General features: G+C 58.6%; 15 protein-coding genes. 7 read left to right on the top strand and 8 right to left on the bottom strand.

Annotation, left to right across the window (positions count from 1 at the left end):
• Positions 1–2: 2 nt before the first annotated feature.
• Positions 3–857 carry a formyltetrahydrofolate deformylase gene (purU, locus tag KXD86_RS00305; protein WP_218634109.1) on the bottom strand — a complete coding sequence of 285 codons (855 nt, stop codon included), beginning with the start codon at positions 855–857 and terminating at the stop codon, positions 3–5.
• A 229-nt stretch (positions 858–1086) separates the two neighbouring features.
• Here purU and ggt point away from each other — a divergent pair, with 229 nt between their 5' ends.
• Genes ggt through ftsH form a run of 3 tightly spaced genes read left to right on the top strand, consistent with a single transcriptional unit; the run spans position 1087 to position 4955 of the window.
• Positions 1087–2763: a gamma-glutamyltransferase gene (gene ggt / locus KXD86_RS00300; protein WP_228739399.1), complete on the top strand. Its 1677-nt coding sequence runs from the start codon at positions 1087–1089 to the stop codon at positions 2761–2763.
• 39 nt (positions 2764–2802) lie between these two features.
• Entirely contained in the window at positions 2803–3051 is a 249-nt protein-coding gene (locus tag KXD86_RS00295; protein WP_218634107.1) for a hypothetical protein, read from the top strand.
• Positions 3048–4955: an ATP-dependent zinc metalloprotease FtsH gene (ftsH, locus tag KXD86_RS00290; protein WP_218634106.1), complete on the top strand. Its 1908-nt coding sequence runs from the start codon at positions 3048–3050 to the stop codon at positions 4953–4955. Before KXD86_RS00295 ends, ftsH begins: the two co-directional genes overlap by 4 nt.
• A gap of 90 nt (positions 4956–5045) precedes the next feature.
• Here ftsH and KXD86_RS00285 read toward each other — a convergent pair whose 3' ends face one another.
• The 3 genes from KXD86_RS00285 to yghU all read right to left on the bottom strand — a co-directional run bounded on the left by KXD86_RS00285 (position 5046) and on the right by yghU (position 9328).
• Entirely contained in the window at positions 5046–5924 is an 879-nt protein-coding gene (locus tag KXD86_RS00285; protein ID WP_312846236.1) for a universal stress protein, read from the bottom strand.
• On the bottom strand, positions 5905–8307 hold the full coding sequence (locus KXD86_RS00280; protein ID WP_218634104.1) for a Lon protease family protein: 2403 nt from the start codon (positions 8305–8307) through the stop codon (positions 5905–5907). Before KXD86_RS00280 ends, KXD86_RS00285 begins: the two co-directional genes overlap by 20 nt.
• A 139-nt stretch (positions 8308–8446) precedes the next feature.
• Positions 8447–9328, bottom strand: a complete 882-nt coding sequence (gene yghU / locus KXD86_RS00275) for a glutathione-dependent disulfide-bond oxidoreductase (RefSeq protein ID WP_218634103.1) — start codon at positions 9326–9328, stop codon at positions 8447–8449.
• A 231-nt stretch (positions 9329–9559) separates the two neighbouring features.
• Here yghU and KXD86_RS00270 point away from each other — a divergent pair, with 231 nt between their 5' ends.
• Positions 9560–9952 carry a DUF4398 domain-containing protein gene (locus KXD86_RS00270; RefSeq protein WP_218634102.1) on the top strand — a complete coding sequence of 131 codons (393 nt, stop codon included), beginning with the start codon at positions 9560–9562 and terminating at the stop codon, positions 9950–9952.
• A gap of 20 nt (positions 9953–9972) precedes the next feature.
• Positions 9973–10761: an OmpA family protein gene (locus KXD86_RS00265; protein ID WP_218634101.1), complete on the top strand. Its 789-nt coding sequence runs from the start codon at positions 9973–9975 to the stop codon at positions 10759–10761.
• Positions 10762–10809: 48 nt separating this feature from the next.
• On the opposite strand, the gene KXD86_RS00260 is transcribed toward KXD86_RS00265, so the two are convergent.
• Positions 10810–11631, bottom strand: a complete 822-nt coding sequence (locus tag KXD86_RS00260) for a methyltransferase, TIGR04325 family (RefSeq protein ID WP_218634100.1) — start codon at positions 11629–11631, stop codon at positions 10810–10812.
• Between the two features lie 172 nt (positions 11632–11803).
• Between KXD86_RS00260 and KXD86_RS00255 the strand changes: the two genes are divergently transcribed.
• Positions 11804–12370 carry a DUF2845 domain-containing protein gene (locus KXD86_RS00255; RefSeq protein ID WP_218634099.1) on the top strand — a complete coding sequence of 189 codons (567 nt, stop codon included), beginning with the start codon at positions 11804–11806 and terminating at the stop codon, positions 12368–12370.
• 26 nt (positions 12371–12396) lie between these two features.
• Here KXD86_RS00255 and KXD86_RS00250 read toward each other — a convergent pair whose 3' ends face one another.
• Both KXD86_RS00250 and KXD86_RS00245 read right to left on the bottom strand, forming a co-directional pair.
• Entirely contained in the window at positions 12397–14277 is a 1881-nt protein-coding gene (locus tag KXD86_RS00250) for a DUF3604 domain-containing protein (RefSeq protein WP_218634098.1), read from the bottom strand.
• A gap of 315 nt (positions 14278–14592) precedes the next feature.
• Positions 14593–14883 carry an ArsR/SmtB family transcription factor gene (locus tag KXD86_RS00245; protein WP_218634097.1) on the bottom strand — a complete coding sequence of 97 codons (291 nt, stop codon included), beginning with the start codon at positions 14881–14883 and terminating at the stop codon, positions 14593–14595.
• A gap of 109 nt (positions 14884–14992) precedes the next feature.
• Between KXD86_RS00245 and KXD86_RS00240 the strand changes: the two genes are divergently transcribed.
• Positions 14993–15901, top strand: a complete 909-nt coding sequence (locus KXD86_RS00240) for a permease (RefSeq protein WP_218634096.1) — start codon at positions 14993–14995, stop codon at positions 15899–15901.
• 22 nt (positions 15902–15923) lie between these two features.
• Here KXD86_RS00240 and KXD86_RS00235 read toward each other — a convergent pair whose 3' ends face one another.
• Positions 15924–16385, bottom strand: coding sequence for a methyltransferase family protein (locus tag KXD86_RS00235; RefSeq protein ID WP_218634095.1), 462 nt, complete (start codon positions 16383–16385; stop codon positions 15924–15926).
• Positions 16386–16560 lie beyond the last annotated feature (175 nt).

The following is a 16560-nucleotide window of genomic DNA, read 5'->3' as shown; positions in this document are numbered from 1 at the left end:
CCTTAATCAAACACCACTGTCTTGTTTTCATAGGTGATCACGCGGTCTTCAATATGCGACCGCAGCCCACGGGCCAGCACGTTCTTTTCAACATCTTTGCCCAGGCGCACCATGTCTTCGATGGAATCGCTGTGGGTGATACGAATGACGTCCTGCTCAATGATCGGCCCTTCGTCCAGGTCCTGGGTGACGTAGTGACAGGTCGCACCGATCAGCTTCACACCCCGGCTGTAGGCCTGGTGGTACGGGCGGGCTCCGGCGAATGATGGCAGGAAGCTGTGGTGGATATTGATGACCTTGCCGGCGTACCGGGCGCAAAGCTCGGCGGGCAGGATTTGCATGTATCGGGCCAGCACCACGACGTCAACGTCATACTGTTCGAACAGTCCGTAGATGTGGGCAAACGCCTCAGCCTTGTTTTCCTTGCTCACGGGCACGTGGTGGTAGGGAATTTCATGCCATTCCACCATTCTGCGCAGATCGTCGTGGTTGGAAATCACCGCAACGATCTCGGCATTCATTTCCTTGCTGTGCCAGCGGTACAGCAGGTCTGCCACGCAATGGGACTCCTTGCTGCACATCAGGATCACTTTCTTGGGCTGGGCCGAGTCCGCAATGTGCCAGTTCATGTTGAATTCACGGGCAATGGGCTCGAAGGCCGCGCGGAACTGATCCAGGCCAAAGGGTATTGAACTGGCCTTGATCTCGTGGCGCATGAAGAACCAGCCGGTGTGGGTATCCGAATGGTGACTCGCCTCGGTAATCCAGCCATTGTAGGTGGACAGAAAGTTACTCACCTTGGCGACAATTCCCACCCGGTCGGGGCAGGAAATCACAAGACGATAGGTATGCTCCATGAAAGCCTTTCCTTAACTAAAATCCGGGAAAGCAGGTGCGTCGGGGAATGACTGGCGGACACTCCACAGGTTGACGGTACGCACCGATTAAAATGACCGGCTATCATAGCCTATCTGAACGTCAGAAACGAGGAACAGAATCATGGACAGTGCCCCACAGCGGCAAACACGGAAAACCCACCTCAGGACGCGCTCAGACCACCTCTGCGTCATCACCTTCATCCTCTCAATGACCACCGCCCTGCCTGCTTTCGGCCAAGCCATCCTCGAAGGCGAGCGATTTCACCCCGCCGTTGCCCGCCACGGCATGGTCGCCACCAGCCACACCCTGGCCACCGACGTCGCATTGAAGGTTCTGAAGGACGGCGGGAATGCCATTGATGCCGCCGTAACAGCCGGCTTTGCACTGGCGGTGACCCAACCGCGCTCCGGCAATATTGGTGGCGGCGGGTTCATGCTGATTTCCAAGGGCGATGGCAGTGCCCCGGAAGCCATCGATTACCGTGAGCGGGCGCCCGCTGCAGCAACCGCCACCATGTTCCAGGACGACAACGGCGAGGTGGTCAAAGACCGCAGCCGCTTCACCCACCTGGCCGCAGGGGTTCCGGGCACGGTCGCCGGGCTGGCACTGGCACTTGAACGTCACGGCACCCTGTCATTGAAAGAAGCTCTGGCGCCAGCGATCAAGCTGGCCCGGGACGGTTTCACAGTGCCCAAGCGTTTCACCGAGGGACTCGAGTCCGCCCGCCCCCGCCTCGAGCGCTGGCCCGCGACACTCAACACCTTTTATAAGCGCAACGGAGATGCCTATCAGCCTGGAGACCTGTTTCGTCAGCCCGCCCTGACCAGAACCCTGCAACGCATCGCCAATGACGGCGTGAAGGGGTTCTATGAAGGCAAGACGGCGGAACTGATCACCGAGGAAATGCAGCGCCATGGCGGCCTGATTACCCGGGAAGACCTGAAAGCGTACCACCCCGTGGTTCGCACCCCGGTGCATGGCAATTATCGTGGGTATGACATCTACTCCATGTCACCGCCCTCCTCTGGCGGCACGCATATTGTCCAGATACTGAATATCCTTGAGGGCTACCCGATCGGCGAATCCGGGCACAACTCTGCCAACACCCTGCACCTGATGGCCGAAGCCATGAAACTGGCGTACGCGGATCGTTCGGAGTATCTCGGTGACACCGACTACGTGGACGTGCCTCTTGCGGGCCTCACCAGCAAGGCCTACGCCGAAGCGCTTCGCAATGGCATTGACCCTGACCGTGCCCGGCCAGCCAGTGAGATCAGCCCGGGCCAGCCGGCAGCCTATGAAAGCCCGGAAACAACGCACTTTTCCGTGGTGGACAAGTGGGGCAACGCCGTGTCCAACACCTACACCATCAACTTCAGCTACGGGTCGGGCATTACCGTGAAAGGTGCCGGCTTCCTGCTTAACAATGAAATGGACGATTTCAGCGCCAAACCCGGTGTGCCCAACGCCTACGGACTGATCGGCGGTGAAGCCAACAAGGTGGAACCGGGCAAACGCATGCTAAGCTCAATGTCACCGACGATCGTCAAAAAAGACGGCCGGAACTTCCTGGTCACTGGCAGTCCGGGTGGCTCGAGGATTATCACCACCACCCTTCAGGTGATCATGAACGTCATTGACCACGGTATGAACATCCAGACTGCGGTCAACGCGCCCCGCATTCACCATCAATGGTTGCCGGATGAGATCCGGATCGAACAGGGCATCAGCCCGGATACCATCGAGTTACTGGAAAATCGTGGCCATACGGTGGTGACCAATTCGGCGATGGGCGCCATTCAGAGTATTATGATTGGTGAGGACGGCACGCTGTACGGTGGCGCCGATCCGAGGCGAAGCACTTCCTCGGCCAGGGGCTACTGAAGCGGCCGCGCACTTGAAACGCTGAACAAGGAGGCGAGCATGTTTCTGTCAGTCCAGTTGAGCTGTTACCCACTCAAAGACGACTACAAGCAACCGATCTGGGACCTTATTGCCCGCCTGGAAGAAACCTCGCTGGAGGTGGTTCCGGGACGCATGAGTACGGAAATTTTTGGTGAGTATGACGAGGTCATGAGGGTGCTCTCCGACACCATGAAGTGGTCCTTCGAAACCTACGGGAAATCCGTTTTCGTGGCGAAGATCATGGAGGGAGACCGGAGGCCCAGATGACAACGCCCAACGAGCCTGGTGACCGCAAACCGTCCAACAACCAGCAGCCCGCGATTCCGAACCAGTATTCGTTCCTGTGGCTCAGTGCCGCCATCTTCCTGATGGTGCTCTGGCTCCAGGACAGCGGCCCGCCCGCGCTTCAGGAGCTGGCCTATTCGGAATTCAAGACGGCGGTGGTCAACCAGGAGGTGGCGGACGTCACACTCATGGAGGAGAGCATTACCGGGACGTTTACAGACAGCGGCGCCGCATCGTTCAGCTCGGACACCTCCGCCCGGGAAAGCAGCACCGGGTTCCACACCGTGCGCCCACCGATGGAAGACCCATCGCTCTTGCCGCTGCTCGAAGAACACGAGATCACCATACGCGCGACGCCCTCGGGACTGCCCTGGTGGCAGGAAATGATCCGGGGCTTCCTGCCCTGGATTCTGCTCCTTGCCCTCATGTTCTGGTTCTGGGGCGCAGCCCAGAAGCGCATTACCCAGGGCGGCGGGCCGTTTGATTACGGCAAATCCAAGGCTCGTCTTGCCCGGAAAGAAACGTCGACCACCACCCTGGACGACGTCGCCGGCATTGAATCGGCGAAGCGGGAAATCAGCGAAATCATCGACTTCCTGAAATCCCCCGAAAAATACCGGGCACTGGGCGCCGAAATGCCCAAGGGCGTGCTGCTGGTCGGCCCACCGGGCACCGGTAAGACCCTGCTTGCCCGTGCCATTGCCGGCGAGGCGGACGTGCCTTTCTTCAGCATCAGTGCGTCCGAGTTCATCGAAATGTTTGTGGGGGTGGGTGCCGCCCGGGTCCGGGACATGTTCCAGAACGCCCGCAAGGAAGCGCCAGCGCTGATCTTCATCGATGAACTGGATGCCATCGGACGGTCGAGGGGCACGGGCCTTGGCGGCGGACACGACGAACGGGAACAGACCCTGAACCAGATTCTCACTGAAATGGACGGTTTCGAGCCCCACGAGAACATCCTCGTTCTCGCAGCGACGAACCGTCCCGACGTTCTGGACAGCGCGTTGCTGCGTCCCGGACGGTTCGATCGCAAGATCACCCTGGACCGCCCCCACAAGGAAGCCCGCACCGCGATCTTGGAGGTGCATGTCCGCAAAGTGCCACTGGCTGAAGATGTTGACCTGGGACAGCTGGCGGCGCGAACCATCGGTTTCTCCGGCGCCGACCTGAAAAACCTGGTGAACGAGGCCGCTCTGACGGCGGCCCGAGAAAACCTGCACGAAGTGACCGCCCATTGCTTTGAACTGGCCCGGGATCGCATCATCCTTGGCGAGGAGCGGGACGCCCACCTTTCGAAGGAAGAGCGGGAAGCCGTGGCGTATCACGAATGCGGGCACGCGATCATGGCCTATTACATGCCCAAAGCAGACCCTTTGACCAAGATCACCATCATTCCCCATGGCATGGCCATGGGCGTGACCGAACAAACCCCCAGGGACGATCAGTACAACTACACCGAAAGTTACCTGAAAGACCGGATCAAGGTGATGTTGGGTGGTCGATCTGCGGAAAAGCTCATCTACGGGGAAGTCAGCACGGGTGCCCAGAATGACCTCAAGGAAGCAACCACCCTCATTCGCCGGATGATCGGGCAATGGGGGATGAGCGAAAAGATCGGACCCCTGGGCCTGAGTATTGGCGAGGAGCACGTCTTTCTCGGCCGGGAGATGGGCCTACCCAGGGAGTTCAGTGAAAAAATGGCAGAGTTGATTGACACGGAAATCCAGTCTCAACTCCTCGCCCTCGAAAAAGCCACGCTCGATTTCCTGTCGGAACATCGCCGGCAACTGGAGGCCCTGGCGCAAGCGGTATTGAAAAAGGAAACCCTGTCCGCTGAGGAGATTGAAGAAATCCTCCGCAAGGAAGACGCCCGAAAAATTGCCTGAACGGGCACTCAGGCGGTCGCCACCAGGTCATGACTGAACAGGGCCAGACAGAACCCGATGACTGAGCCCAGCGGAGGCCCCCCGTGCCGGTCAAGGCGTAATCGTTACCGGAAGATTGAGCGCGATCAGGAGCGGACCCGCTCCCGGCTTTTGAAACAGCCCACACTCGCGGCTGACAACCAGGTGAGACGCATGCTCCCGGCGCACCGCCTGCGCGATGGTCGCCGGGTCTGTGGCCGGTAACACCTGCAATCGGACACCAGCGCCCAGAACACTGAGAGCCTGCCTGATGTCATCCAGCTGTTCGGGGGCCACCGTGGCCCCCGGGCACAACAGGGCGGTAACCGGCTGGTGGTATCGCGCCGACGCCTCTGCGGCCGCATCCACCGCCCGCTGATTGGCCTGATCATGGTCGTTGAGAAACACCACGATCCGGCCCGGAGCCGTCGCCGGCTGTTCACACCATAACATCACCCGGCCGGGGGATCGTTGAATCAGGCTACGGGCTGTCGAGCCCAGCCGGGCGCCCGGTGTCGAGGACCAGCCGACGCGCCCCAAAACCAGCAGATCGTCAGGCCCCGCCAGCGCCAGGACTTCGTCCACCACGCTCCCTCGGGCGACGGTCAGTCCATGTCGGCCGTCGCGCCCGGTAACGGCCCGCGCCAGGGCCTGGCGTGCCTGGTCAGCCAGGCGTTGAAGTCGACGCTCGATCCCGACGGCGTCGAATGCACGACTGATTCCGGACACGGAACCCACTTCACGGGAAAAGCTGTAACCGGCGCTTCGCAGCAGGTTGATCTCCTCGACGAAGACCCCCAGCACATCCGCCCCCGTGCGCGCGGCCAAATCGGCGGCCGCGCCCAGCGCCGCATAACTCATGGGGGAACCATCCAGCAACACCAGAATCCGCCCGCCTCCGCGCAGCGAACCCTGCGGCCCGGCGGGGATGTCAGTTGCCCCGTTTGTCACCGTTTTTGTCCTCGTCGACGTCCGTCTCATCCCGCTTTCGGCCGACGGCAGCGAATGTCTGCAGCCGGTCCGCCACCGCACGGTTAAACGAACCTTCGGGGAACACACCCGAGTCGTCTGCGTCACCCGCGATCATTCCCGTGAGCAGTTCAATCGCCTGATTGATGCCCGAAATCGGATAAAGACTGAAATGGCCCGCGGCAATCGCCTTGCGGACGTCCTCTTTCAACATGAGGTGCTCGACATTGCTGGCCGGCAGCAACACGCCTTGATGACGCACGTCACCGGCCTCCCGGCAAACATCGAAGAACCCCTCGATCTTTTCATTGACCCCGCCGACGGCCTGGACCTCACCCAGCTGGTTCATGGAACCGGTCACCGCAAAGCCCTGCCGCAACGGCACACCGCTGATCGCCGAGAGGAGTACGCAGGTTTCCGCCACCGAGGCCGAATCCCCTTCTACACCGCCATAGGATTGCTCGAACGCCAGGCTCGCGGACAGTGACAGTTCGCCCTCTCCGGCATACCGGCTCGCGAGAAAGCGGGAAAGAATCATCACGGCCTTGCTGTGGATGGGGCCGCCCAGCTTGGCTTCCCGCTCGATATCCACCACCTGCCCTTTTCCGGGCCTGGCCGTAGCCGTAATACGCGTTGGCTGGCCGAACGTGGAGGCACCCAGGCTGAACACCGAGAGGCCGTTCACCTGGGCCACCACCTCACCCTGTGTGGCAATCATCACAACGCCGCGCCCGATCAATTCCCGATTCCGTTCCCGGATCCGGCTGGCCCGATAATCCCGCTCGTCGATGGCCTGCTGGATGTGCCCGGCGCTGATGATGTCGGAACCGCCCTGGTCGGCCCAATGATCCGCCTCACTCAAAAGATCCCTGAGCACCCGATCGTGAGCAGTCAGCTTGCGCTGGTCCGAGGCCAGCCGGCTGGCATGCTCAATCAACCTTGCCACGGCGGCACGGTCGAGCGGACGGCATGTCAACTGGCGGGTCATGGTGGCGATCATCCGGGCGTACAGGCCGTAACAGTCGCCGTCCCGATCAAGATCGTCCTCAAAATCCGCTTCCACCTTGAACAGGTCCAGGAAGTCGGGATCGTAATGAGACAGCAGGTAATACAACAGCCGGTCACCCAGCAGCACCACCTTGATCGAGACCGGTATGGGTTCGGGTTGCAGGCTGACCGTGCTCACCAACCCGTAGAGACGTTCGAGGGATTCGATCCGGATTTCACCGGAGAACAGGATTCGCTTGAGGCTTTCCCAGGCCATCGGCTGGGACAGCACCCGCCGGGCGTCAATGATCACGAAACCGCCATTGGCCCGATGCAGGGAGCCCCCGCGAATCAGGGTGAAGTCGGTATAGAGCGTGCCCTGTCGGGCCCGGTGCTCGATCTGACCGGTCAGGTGCTGATGATTGGGCAAATCTTCATAGATTACAGGGGCACCGACCGTCTCGGCGTTGTCGGTGATGAGATTGACCCGGTAACGCCCCATCAGGCCACCGGGAACCCCATTTTCAGGATCCTGAAACATGTCGGCATGCTCAACTATGTCTTCCCGCACAGCGTCGAGATACTCCACGACCCCCTGCAGCCGGGACCACTTGGCCCGCAGTTCGCCAATGGGTCCACCCAGGGTCAGTTGCACCATCTCCTCGTTCAGGGCTCGCACCCGCTCGCGAACTTCTTTCCGTAACCGGGGAATCTGCTGAATGGTCTGCTGGAGCTTTTTCTGGAGCTCCTCGACCTTCGATTCCACCAGTTCTTTCTCCTCGTCGGAAAACGCCTTGTACTCCTCCGGATCAATCACCTCGCCATTACGCATGGGCGCGAAGGTGAAGCCGGCGGGCGTGGTGATCATGGCAATGTTGTTGCGGCTGGCCTCTTCCTGGATATCGAACAGGCCCTGGTGCTGGCGCTTGGCCATTTCTTCCTGAAGTTCCTGCAGGCGGGTCTGATACTCCTCACTCTCGAACGTCGCCGGGATTGCCGTACGCAACTCGGCCGCCAGGTCGTTCATGTCGTCCTTGAACTGGCGTCCGTCCCCGGCCGGCAGTCGAATGGCCTTCGGGCGGTCTGAGAATTGAAAATTGAACACATGACACCAGTCGGACGGCACCGGCTGCGTCGCCGCATGCCGCTCCAGGAAGCGCGCCACGAGTTCGTGCTTGCCGGCTCCCGAGGGGCCGAGCACAAACAGATTAAAACCCTCCGCCCGCATGTTCGCGCCAAACTCCAGCGCGCGCAAAACCCGAGCCTGCCCACAGGGCAGCTCAAGATCTTCCAGGGAATCCGTGGTTTCAAAATCCAGTTGGCCGAGAGGGCATCGACGATAGACCTGGTCCTCGGTCAGCGCTGCGGGTCCGTTCATCAACTTCCTCCTGACCGACGTCTGGCTGAAATTGTGCTGCAGGCAATTACCTCAAGAATAGCTCAAAGATCTGGCTGCCGATGCAAACGAAAAACGGCAGCCCGAAGGCTGCCGTCCCGTTGCCGTATTCGGCCCCAATTCAGGAATGACCGAGGATCGCCGCCAGCTTTTCTTCCGTTCTGTTTTCAAAGTCACTGGCGTCGTGACGTTCGTGAAGCTGCTCCCCGGGATCGCCCCAGACCCGGTTAACCATCCTGCCTCGCTGAACCGCCGGGCGATGCGCGATTTCCTCGGTCCAGCGGATCACGTTCCGGTAGGTGTGGGCTTCAAGGAATTCGGCGGCATCGTAGACCTTGTTGGTTACCAGTGCGCCATACCAGGGCCAGATCGCCATATCGGCGATGGTGTACTCATCCCCGGCGATGTACTTGGTAGTGGCCAACTGACGATCCAGAACGTCGAGTTGCCTTTTCACCTCCATAGTGAAGCGGTTAATGGGGTATTCGTATTTCTCCGGCGCATACGCGTAGAAATGTCCGAAGCCGCCACCCAGCAGCGGCGCGCTGCCCATCTGCCAGAACAACCAATTCAGGGCCTCCGTGCGTTTCGCGATGTCGCTGGGCAGGAACTCACCGAATTTTTCCGCCAGATAGAGCAGAATGGAACCGGATTCGAAAACGCGAATGGCAGGTTCAACACTCCGGTCCAGCAGCGCCGGAATCTTGGAGTTGGGATTGACCTCAACAAACCCACTGCCGAACTGATCGCCCTCAGTGATCCGGATCGGGTAGGCGTCATAGTCCGCTTCCTTTATCCCCTTCTCAAGGAGCTCCTCGAGCATGATCGTGACCTTTACACCATTCGGCGTGGCCAGCGAATAAAGCTGCAAGGGATGTTCGCCAACCGGCAGCTCCTTGTCATGAGTTGGCCCGGCGATGGGACGGTTGATATTGGCAAATGCGCCGCCTCTCTCAGTGTCCCATGTCCAGACTTTGGGAGGGGTGTAGGTAGGATCGGTCATAGCAGCTCCTCTCCGGAAGACCATAAAGACAGTGCAGACCACTGTCCGAGTATTTGTCATACGCCACTCACGACGTACGAGACCATCGTTACTCCTCAATGATGGTGCAATGCCTCGTTTTCAACGACTTCCAAATACGCTGCTATAGTTGTACACAGTGGTTTTACACTATTTAACAGTCTTGTTCGTATCGTCGGATGACGGTAATACCGTAGACAAGGGAGTTCCTACATGAAGCCGCACAAACTGATACCACGTACATTCGTGATACTTGCCCTGACTTCAGGGTTGATGGCCTGTGCCGGGCCCGGCCCCAAGCCAACCAGCGAGCTGCAATTAGCGCAGACCTCCATCCAGCAGGCTGAAGCGAACGATGCTCGGCAATTCGATCCCGTGTTGTTGAATCAGGCCCAGAACAAACTGGCTGATGCCCGCGAGTTGATCGATAAACCGGACCCCGATGAGGAGGACTACACCGAAGCGAGACGGCTGCTGGAACAGGCTGCAGTCGATGCGCAGCTGGCCGGAGCCCGCGCCGAGACAGAAAAAGCCCAGCGCGCCGTGGCTGAGATCAGTCGTAGTATCGAAGACCTTCAGAATCAACTCGAGATGGATCAACAGTGAGCCCGGACAAGGAGATTGAGATGATGACGCGTACACTATACACAAGCATCGTGATCGGGCTGTTCACATTGATGGCCGGTTGTGCCAGCTCGCCCCCCTACAACGCCACGCTCGACGAGGCCCGGTCAGCCTATCTGAGTATCGAAAACGATCCGGATGTGGCGCGCAGCGGCGACAGCCAGCTGCGTGCCGCCAAGACTGAGCTGGATAGAGCCGAGCAGCTACTGGAAGAAGACGCCGATGATCCAAGGGTCGAGCAGGCAGCCTACCTGGCACTCCGACACGCGCAGATTGCCCAGCAGCAAGGCATGCGTGCGGCCCTGCAAGAGGAGGTCGCCTCTGCTGAAGAACGTCGCCGGCAGATGCAGTTGGAGATGAAAACCAGCGAAGCCGAAGCCCTCCGAGCCGAGATGGCAGCCCTCAAAGCCGAACAAACAGAACGCGGCATGGTACTCACCCTGGGTGATGTGCTGTTTGACCTGAACGAGGCCGAGCTGAAAGCCTCGGGCGAGCGCACGGTGGCCAGGCTGGCTGAATTCATGCGCGAATATGAGAACCGTCGGGTCAGGGTTGAAGGCTACACCGACAGCACGGGAGACGAGGCTTACAACCAGCGCCTTTCCGAGCGTCGCGCCATGGCCGTCTACGACGCTCTGCTGGGCATGGGCATCTCCAGCAGCCGGGTTGAAGTGGAAGGCTACGGTGAGGCCTACCCTGTCGCCAGCAACAGCACCAGCTCTGGGCGGCAGCAGAACCGCCGGGTCGAAATCGTCATTTCCGATGAAGCAGGGATGATCGAAGGCCGATAAGACTAAAACGCCCCGCCACCGATCCGGCAGGCGGGGCCAACTGCATGTTCAGTGCAATGGTTTCAAACGAACCAGCATTCCGTAGTAATGATCCAGTGAATAATCCGGGTGATAGGGAATGACACATTCCTTATCGGCGTTCTTCCACTCGTCGATCACCTCGCCATTGAGCTTCTGTATATCCTCAAACAGCTCCCCGACCCCATAGATCCGGTAAGGACAGAACGCTGTGCTGATATTCTGCAAGGTCACGTAACTCTCCCGTGGATGAACCGGCAGCATATTAATCAGTACGTACGTTGGCCGGTACGGCAGACGTTCTATGATCGAATTCAGCGGCTCGTCGACATACTGCAGTGAGCCGGAGAACAGCACCCAATCATTGGCCCCCGCCTGCGCCAGATCCTCGATAAAGCTCAGGTGGCCGGAATTGCTGTTTTCCGAGGCAAATTTCCTTGCCTCACGGATGACCGCCGGCACGTCATAGATCTGCCATTCAAACGGCTCTGGAAAGGTCAGGTATTTGTTCAGCGCGTAATACAGCACGCCCACGTGGCCCCCAAAATCCAGCAATTTCTGGTTTGGCTCCATCAGTCGGTTCAACCAGAATGCAACCGGGTAGTCACAGGGCGAGATCGCCTGCATTCGAAAACGGTACATCTCTGCGGAAGCCGGGGCGTCGTTGTCATACCCCAGCGGTTTGCTGGCGGGCGCATCGGCGATAGCCGATGCGAAGTCCGGGTATACACCCTTAAACCAGTTTACATTCGTTGCGCTTGCAAACTCCTTTGCGTAATGCCGGTCAAGCGCATGATTAATAAACGGAATCTGCTCCACTTGGTGGAGAAACACCTTTGCTCGACGGAACATGGCTTTTTACTCCCTAAAAAGCCCATGATTATTAACCGTAGCATGCCCCGACATTTTTTCACGTTCCTGAGTGCAAAAGATGTCATTTCGAATGAACGGCGCGTGATTAGTCCACAGGAACGTCCGGAGAGTACAATAGATTCCATACTCGGCACCGGTATCACTCCGAATCATGAGCAACTATCGACACCTTATCGCGCTGCTGGTTTTGAGCGCCCTCGCCTCAAGTGCGCAGGGCGCACTGCGCTGCGGTTCATCGCTGGTAAGCGACGATGCCTGGCCGATTGAGGTCGAGGAGAGCTGCGGGCCGCCGGACTATATCGCCGAATACCCTTCCGCAACCGTGCCCGGACTGGGCGTGGTTCAAACCGAAATGCACTGGTACTACAACCCGGGACCGCAGAGGTTTATCCGCCGCCTTACCTTTCGAAACGGCAAGCTGGCACAGGTCGAAAATCTGGGATATGGCTTCCATACCACGAACATGGATACCTGTGCTCCCAGTACGCTACGACACGTTCAAAACGAGTACGAACTGATCGCCCGCTGTGGCGAACCCGCCTCCAGAAGGATTGAATGGCAGCTCCCCACCCCGCGCAGGCGATCGGAAACCTGGCAAGTGCTTCAACCTGTGCTTGTCCAGGAGTGGCTATACGACTTTTCAAGCAACCAGTTTCGCCAGGTTGTCACCCTGAAAAACGGCAAGGTAGTCGGCATCGAATCCCGCAAAGGCCGCTGACCGCCGTTACCGGCAAAAGACCACCGCTATTCAGGGGAGTACCATATCGGCGAGGTGTAAGCCCGTTCCTGCCCCGACGTCTCGGCCCCTTCCGGAATGTCGACATCGAAACGCATGGCATCGTAGACCACCCAACGGGGGGTCGGAATTTCGAGCACCCGCGCGTAGTAAAACGCCGACTGGGACGCATCGAATTCCGGGTCGCTCCAGACCGTACCCAGCTCCGAAGCACCGATGGTGTTCATCCAGTTAGCATTCTCAATATCCACGGTATTGCCAACCGGAGGAAGAACCCCCTCAGCATCAGGCTCCCTGCCCGGCGACCAGGCAACGTCATAGACCTTTTCGTGGGTCTCGCCATCGCTGTCCAACCACCCTTTCACGATCTGAATCCGGTCGAGGTTGGCGCCAATCGGGTCGCGAAGCGCATAGACCATAAAGGTTGGCGCTGAGTCGCCGGTTCGGTCTGGCAGGTCGTCGCCCATAGGCACGCCCTTTTCATAACCACGGAGGGCTGGTTGACGGCTATTCATGTCTTCAGGTGTGTAGTCCCAACCACCAAAAAAGCGAACGAGCATGCGCGGCCCTGTCGTGCCGTACACCTCTTTACGCTCCATCGCATCAAAGATCGCTGCGCGGGTATTTTCGGTGGCCCAGACACCGGTGTAGCCCGAGGCTGTGAGTTCGTAGCCCTCGAACACACCTTGTTCCGTCTTCGTGAAGGGATGCTCCATACGCTTGGGATTGGGTTCGACGTTCGTCGCCTTGCCGAAAAAGTTATCCTCCTCAATAGCCGAGAGCGCAGTGTGGCTGTCGGTGGACCCTATCAGCCCAAACTTGTAAGGGTTGGTGCCATGCCGCATCTCCAGCTTCAAGCCATTCTTCAACGCTTCCCGGGCATACTCGTACTGAAGCATGTCGTCCGTTTTGGCTTTGGAGAGATCGAGGTTGCCTGCATCCCAGGTTTCATAATCGGCAAAGGCGTCATCCGGTGACAGCAGCGGGTGCGCCTCTCCATCCCCCTTGATCTGGGTGATCTCGTACATGGGCTCCCACTTGCCACGCAGGCGAACATAGTCTGAATCGATCTCCTTCCCCGTGTACTGGGCTTCTACGGGGAACATGATGCCGTTCGACAAATTGCCGTTGTGCGCCAGGGCGAGTACCGAGCCCCCCGTGGTTTTCTCATAGTTATCCAACCACGCGTACAAATCCAGGGGATCGGTCGACCCGATGGGCGGCTGAGTTGTGTAGGGCACAATCTGGCTCGCTTTTTCGGCACCATCGCGGAACAACACATTGCGGTGAAGATTGTCGCCCGCAACCAGGGAGGTCCACTCGAAACCGATAATGGTTGTGAAATGACCCGGCTCATTAAAGCGCTCGGCAGCATCTACAACCTTCTGCCAGATCGTCTGGTAGGTTTTTCCTCCCGGCGAGTACTCCTTCATCATCTCAGGATCAATCTTTCCCTGGGAAAACGTCGCGATCAAGTCAAGCGCCGCATTGGCTGAAGCCTCACCGCCCTTCTGCAACTCCTCGTACCAGCGTTTGCCCTGATCGAACTTGATAACCTCAGGCTTGCCATTGGCAAGATCAATGAAAAATCCCATTGCGTCCGAGTGATCGGCAATCACCAGCCAGTCCAACGGTCGCGAGAGTTTCGCAGGCTGTCCGCTGGAGGCCATTACCTCCTCCCCGCGCGCAAACCGGTAGGCTTCATCGAGTCCAAGCCGTGCGCCGAAGAGGCCTGCATCGACGGACAATCCGGTATGCAGGTGCGTGTCGCCCCAGTACACGCGATCCGGGAAGCTCCGTTGCGCGTAGGGCGAGTAGGCCTTGCCCGGGTATTGGTCAGACAGTGACTCCCGCGACGGCTTGAATTGGGCCCACGCGGAATCGGTCATCAAGAGGAAACTACCTGGCAATGCCAGGACAAGCACAAAAGCGTATAGAAAAATCCGTTTCATCACGGTTGTCCTCCGTTTCTGGATGCTGCTCAGAACAGATTGAATTGGCCGTGATCGCGGCCAACCCGTCTATCCACACATCGTTACGAAGCACGAAATCATCCCTGCGGGAATCGAGCTACTGCACTCGTAGTTGGCGACCTGCTGCAGTGTTCGTCTAGGAGAGGTTCATCAGAAAGAACTTAAGTAAGAATAGTGAGGCACCCGGTTTTATCAAGGAGGATACCTGTAAGACTGGATTGGGACGGCACGCTAGGAATTGCCCGCACAGCATTCCTTGTTCAAAAAACTGATCAGGCCCTCAAGTTGCTGGTAGTCAGGGATACACACAATCGTCCGGCTGTGTTTCTCTTGTCGAATCAGCCCCACCCTCGCCATGCGAGCCAGATGATGAGACAACGTGGAGCCGGGTATTCCCAACGCTTTCTGTATCTCGCCAACCGGTGCTCCGGAGTGACCCGCTTTAACCAGAAAACGAAACACGGCCAGCCGATGGGTGTTACCCAGTTCAGCGAGACAGGCGGCTACTTCTTCATGGGTCATCTGACGCTCCCGGCAATTATTTCTACATTTCTAGAATAATAGTTGACAAACTCAGTCAGCACAACCTACCCTCATCATTTCGATATCTCTAGAATAGTAGGATTAAGAAATGTCAGCTCACCTCCAGGACACCCTGTACATGTTCGTGCTGCTTGCCACAGAACTGTCCGTACTGTTTATCGGAATCAGTTTTCTGGTTGGCGCCTTGCAGCGCCATATCCCCCCTTCCCGACTCGAAGCCATGCTCAGCAACAGCGGTGGCCGCGGATACCTGATTGCCGCAGGACTCGGGGCAATTACCCCTTTTTGCAGCTGCTCAACCATACCGATGCTTAAAGGCCTTATTCGCGCCCGGGTCAGTTTCGGCCCGATGACGGTCTTTCTGTTTGCCTCACCGTTACTGAACCCGGTTGTCGTCGTACTCCTCTTTGCAACGTTCGGGGTTGGCCTCACGGCCATCTATGTACTTGCTGCGTTGACGGTTTCACTGGCAGCTGGCTGGTCGCTCCAGGCACTGGGCTACGAGCGCTATCTGCGCCGGGAGGAGAACCCGGTGGTATCGGCGGCAAGTTCGGACAAAAAATCGTGCACCGGGACCAGAGCGCCAGGGGGAAAATACAGCGGGCTATGGCGGGAAGCCCTGTCGGATTTTGTTCGCGTATCTCCTTACCTGCTGATCGGTGTCGCGATTGGTAGCGCAATTTACGGGTACCTGCCGACAGACCTGCTTGCCAGATACGCCGGGCAGGACAACCCCTTGGCAATCCCGGTTGCCGCCGTGATCGGCGTGCCGCTGTACATTCGTGCCGAAGCGGTTATCCCCATGGCGTCCGCCCTGATGACCAAAGGCGTCGGCGCTGGCGCGGTTCTCGCCCTGATTATCGGCAGTGCCGGCGCCAGTCTGACCGAGCTCATTCTGCTGCGTTCCCTGTTCACTCCCCGCCTTCTGCTGGCGTTTGTGACAGTGGTGTTGGCCATGGCGGTCGCCGCGGGATACGGCGCGTTTCTGTTCTTCTAATCGGCACCCAAGCAGGGTCGGGTCACAACCAACGGCGTACCCGGGATTGGTACGCCTTGAAGTCCGCCCCGAAGAGATTCGCCAATGCCCGTTCCTCGGGGCGGATCTGATAGCGATCAAGGTACAGGACAAATGCCAGCACGATCAGCAATGACCAGGGCGAGGCCAGAAAGACTGTCAGCGCGAGCAGCACCAGCGTGAAACCGACGTACATGGGATTCCGCGTAACCGAATAGATGCCAGAACAGACAAGGGACGACGACGATTCCGGCTTGCGCGGATCGACGGTGGTCTGGACACGCCGGAATTCGACGACACCGGCCACGCAGACTGCGATGCCCACCATCAGAAGAAACAGGGACGCAGACAGCCGAAGCCAACCGGGTAAATCCATACCGGGCACAGCCGCCGACAACGCCCAGATAGCCACACCCGCAACCAGTGCCAGCGCCAGGGGTGGAATTCGTTTTTCCAGCACAGCCATAGCCTTACCTCGATAAATACCTGAATTTCAAATGCAGGAAATCGTAACCGCATCCTTCCCGAACAGGAAGCACGAAATCTGCAGTAGCGGTACCAGCAAGGGGAAAGGCTGGCGGGAATGACCAATTTAATGTCAATTATGACCGCTGGAATTCCGGGGGTCGACTGGCATACTG

The organism is Marinobacter arenosus, from assembly GCF_019264345.1.
Lineage (GTDB): Bacteria > Pseudomonadota > Gammaproteobacteria > Pseudomonadales > Oleiphilaceae > Marinobacter > Marinobacter arenosus.
Note: the sequence above shows the minus strand (reverse complement) of the source record. Positions and strands in the feature narration are given on the sequence as shown.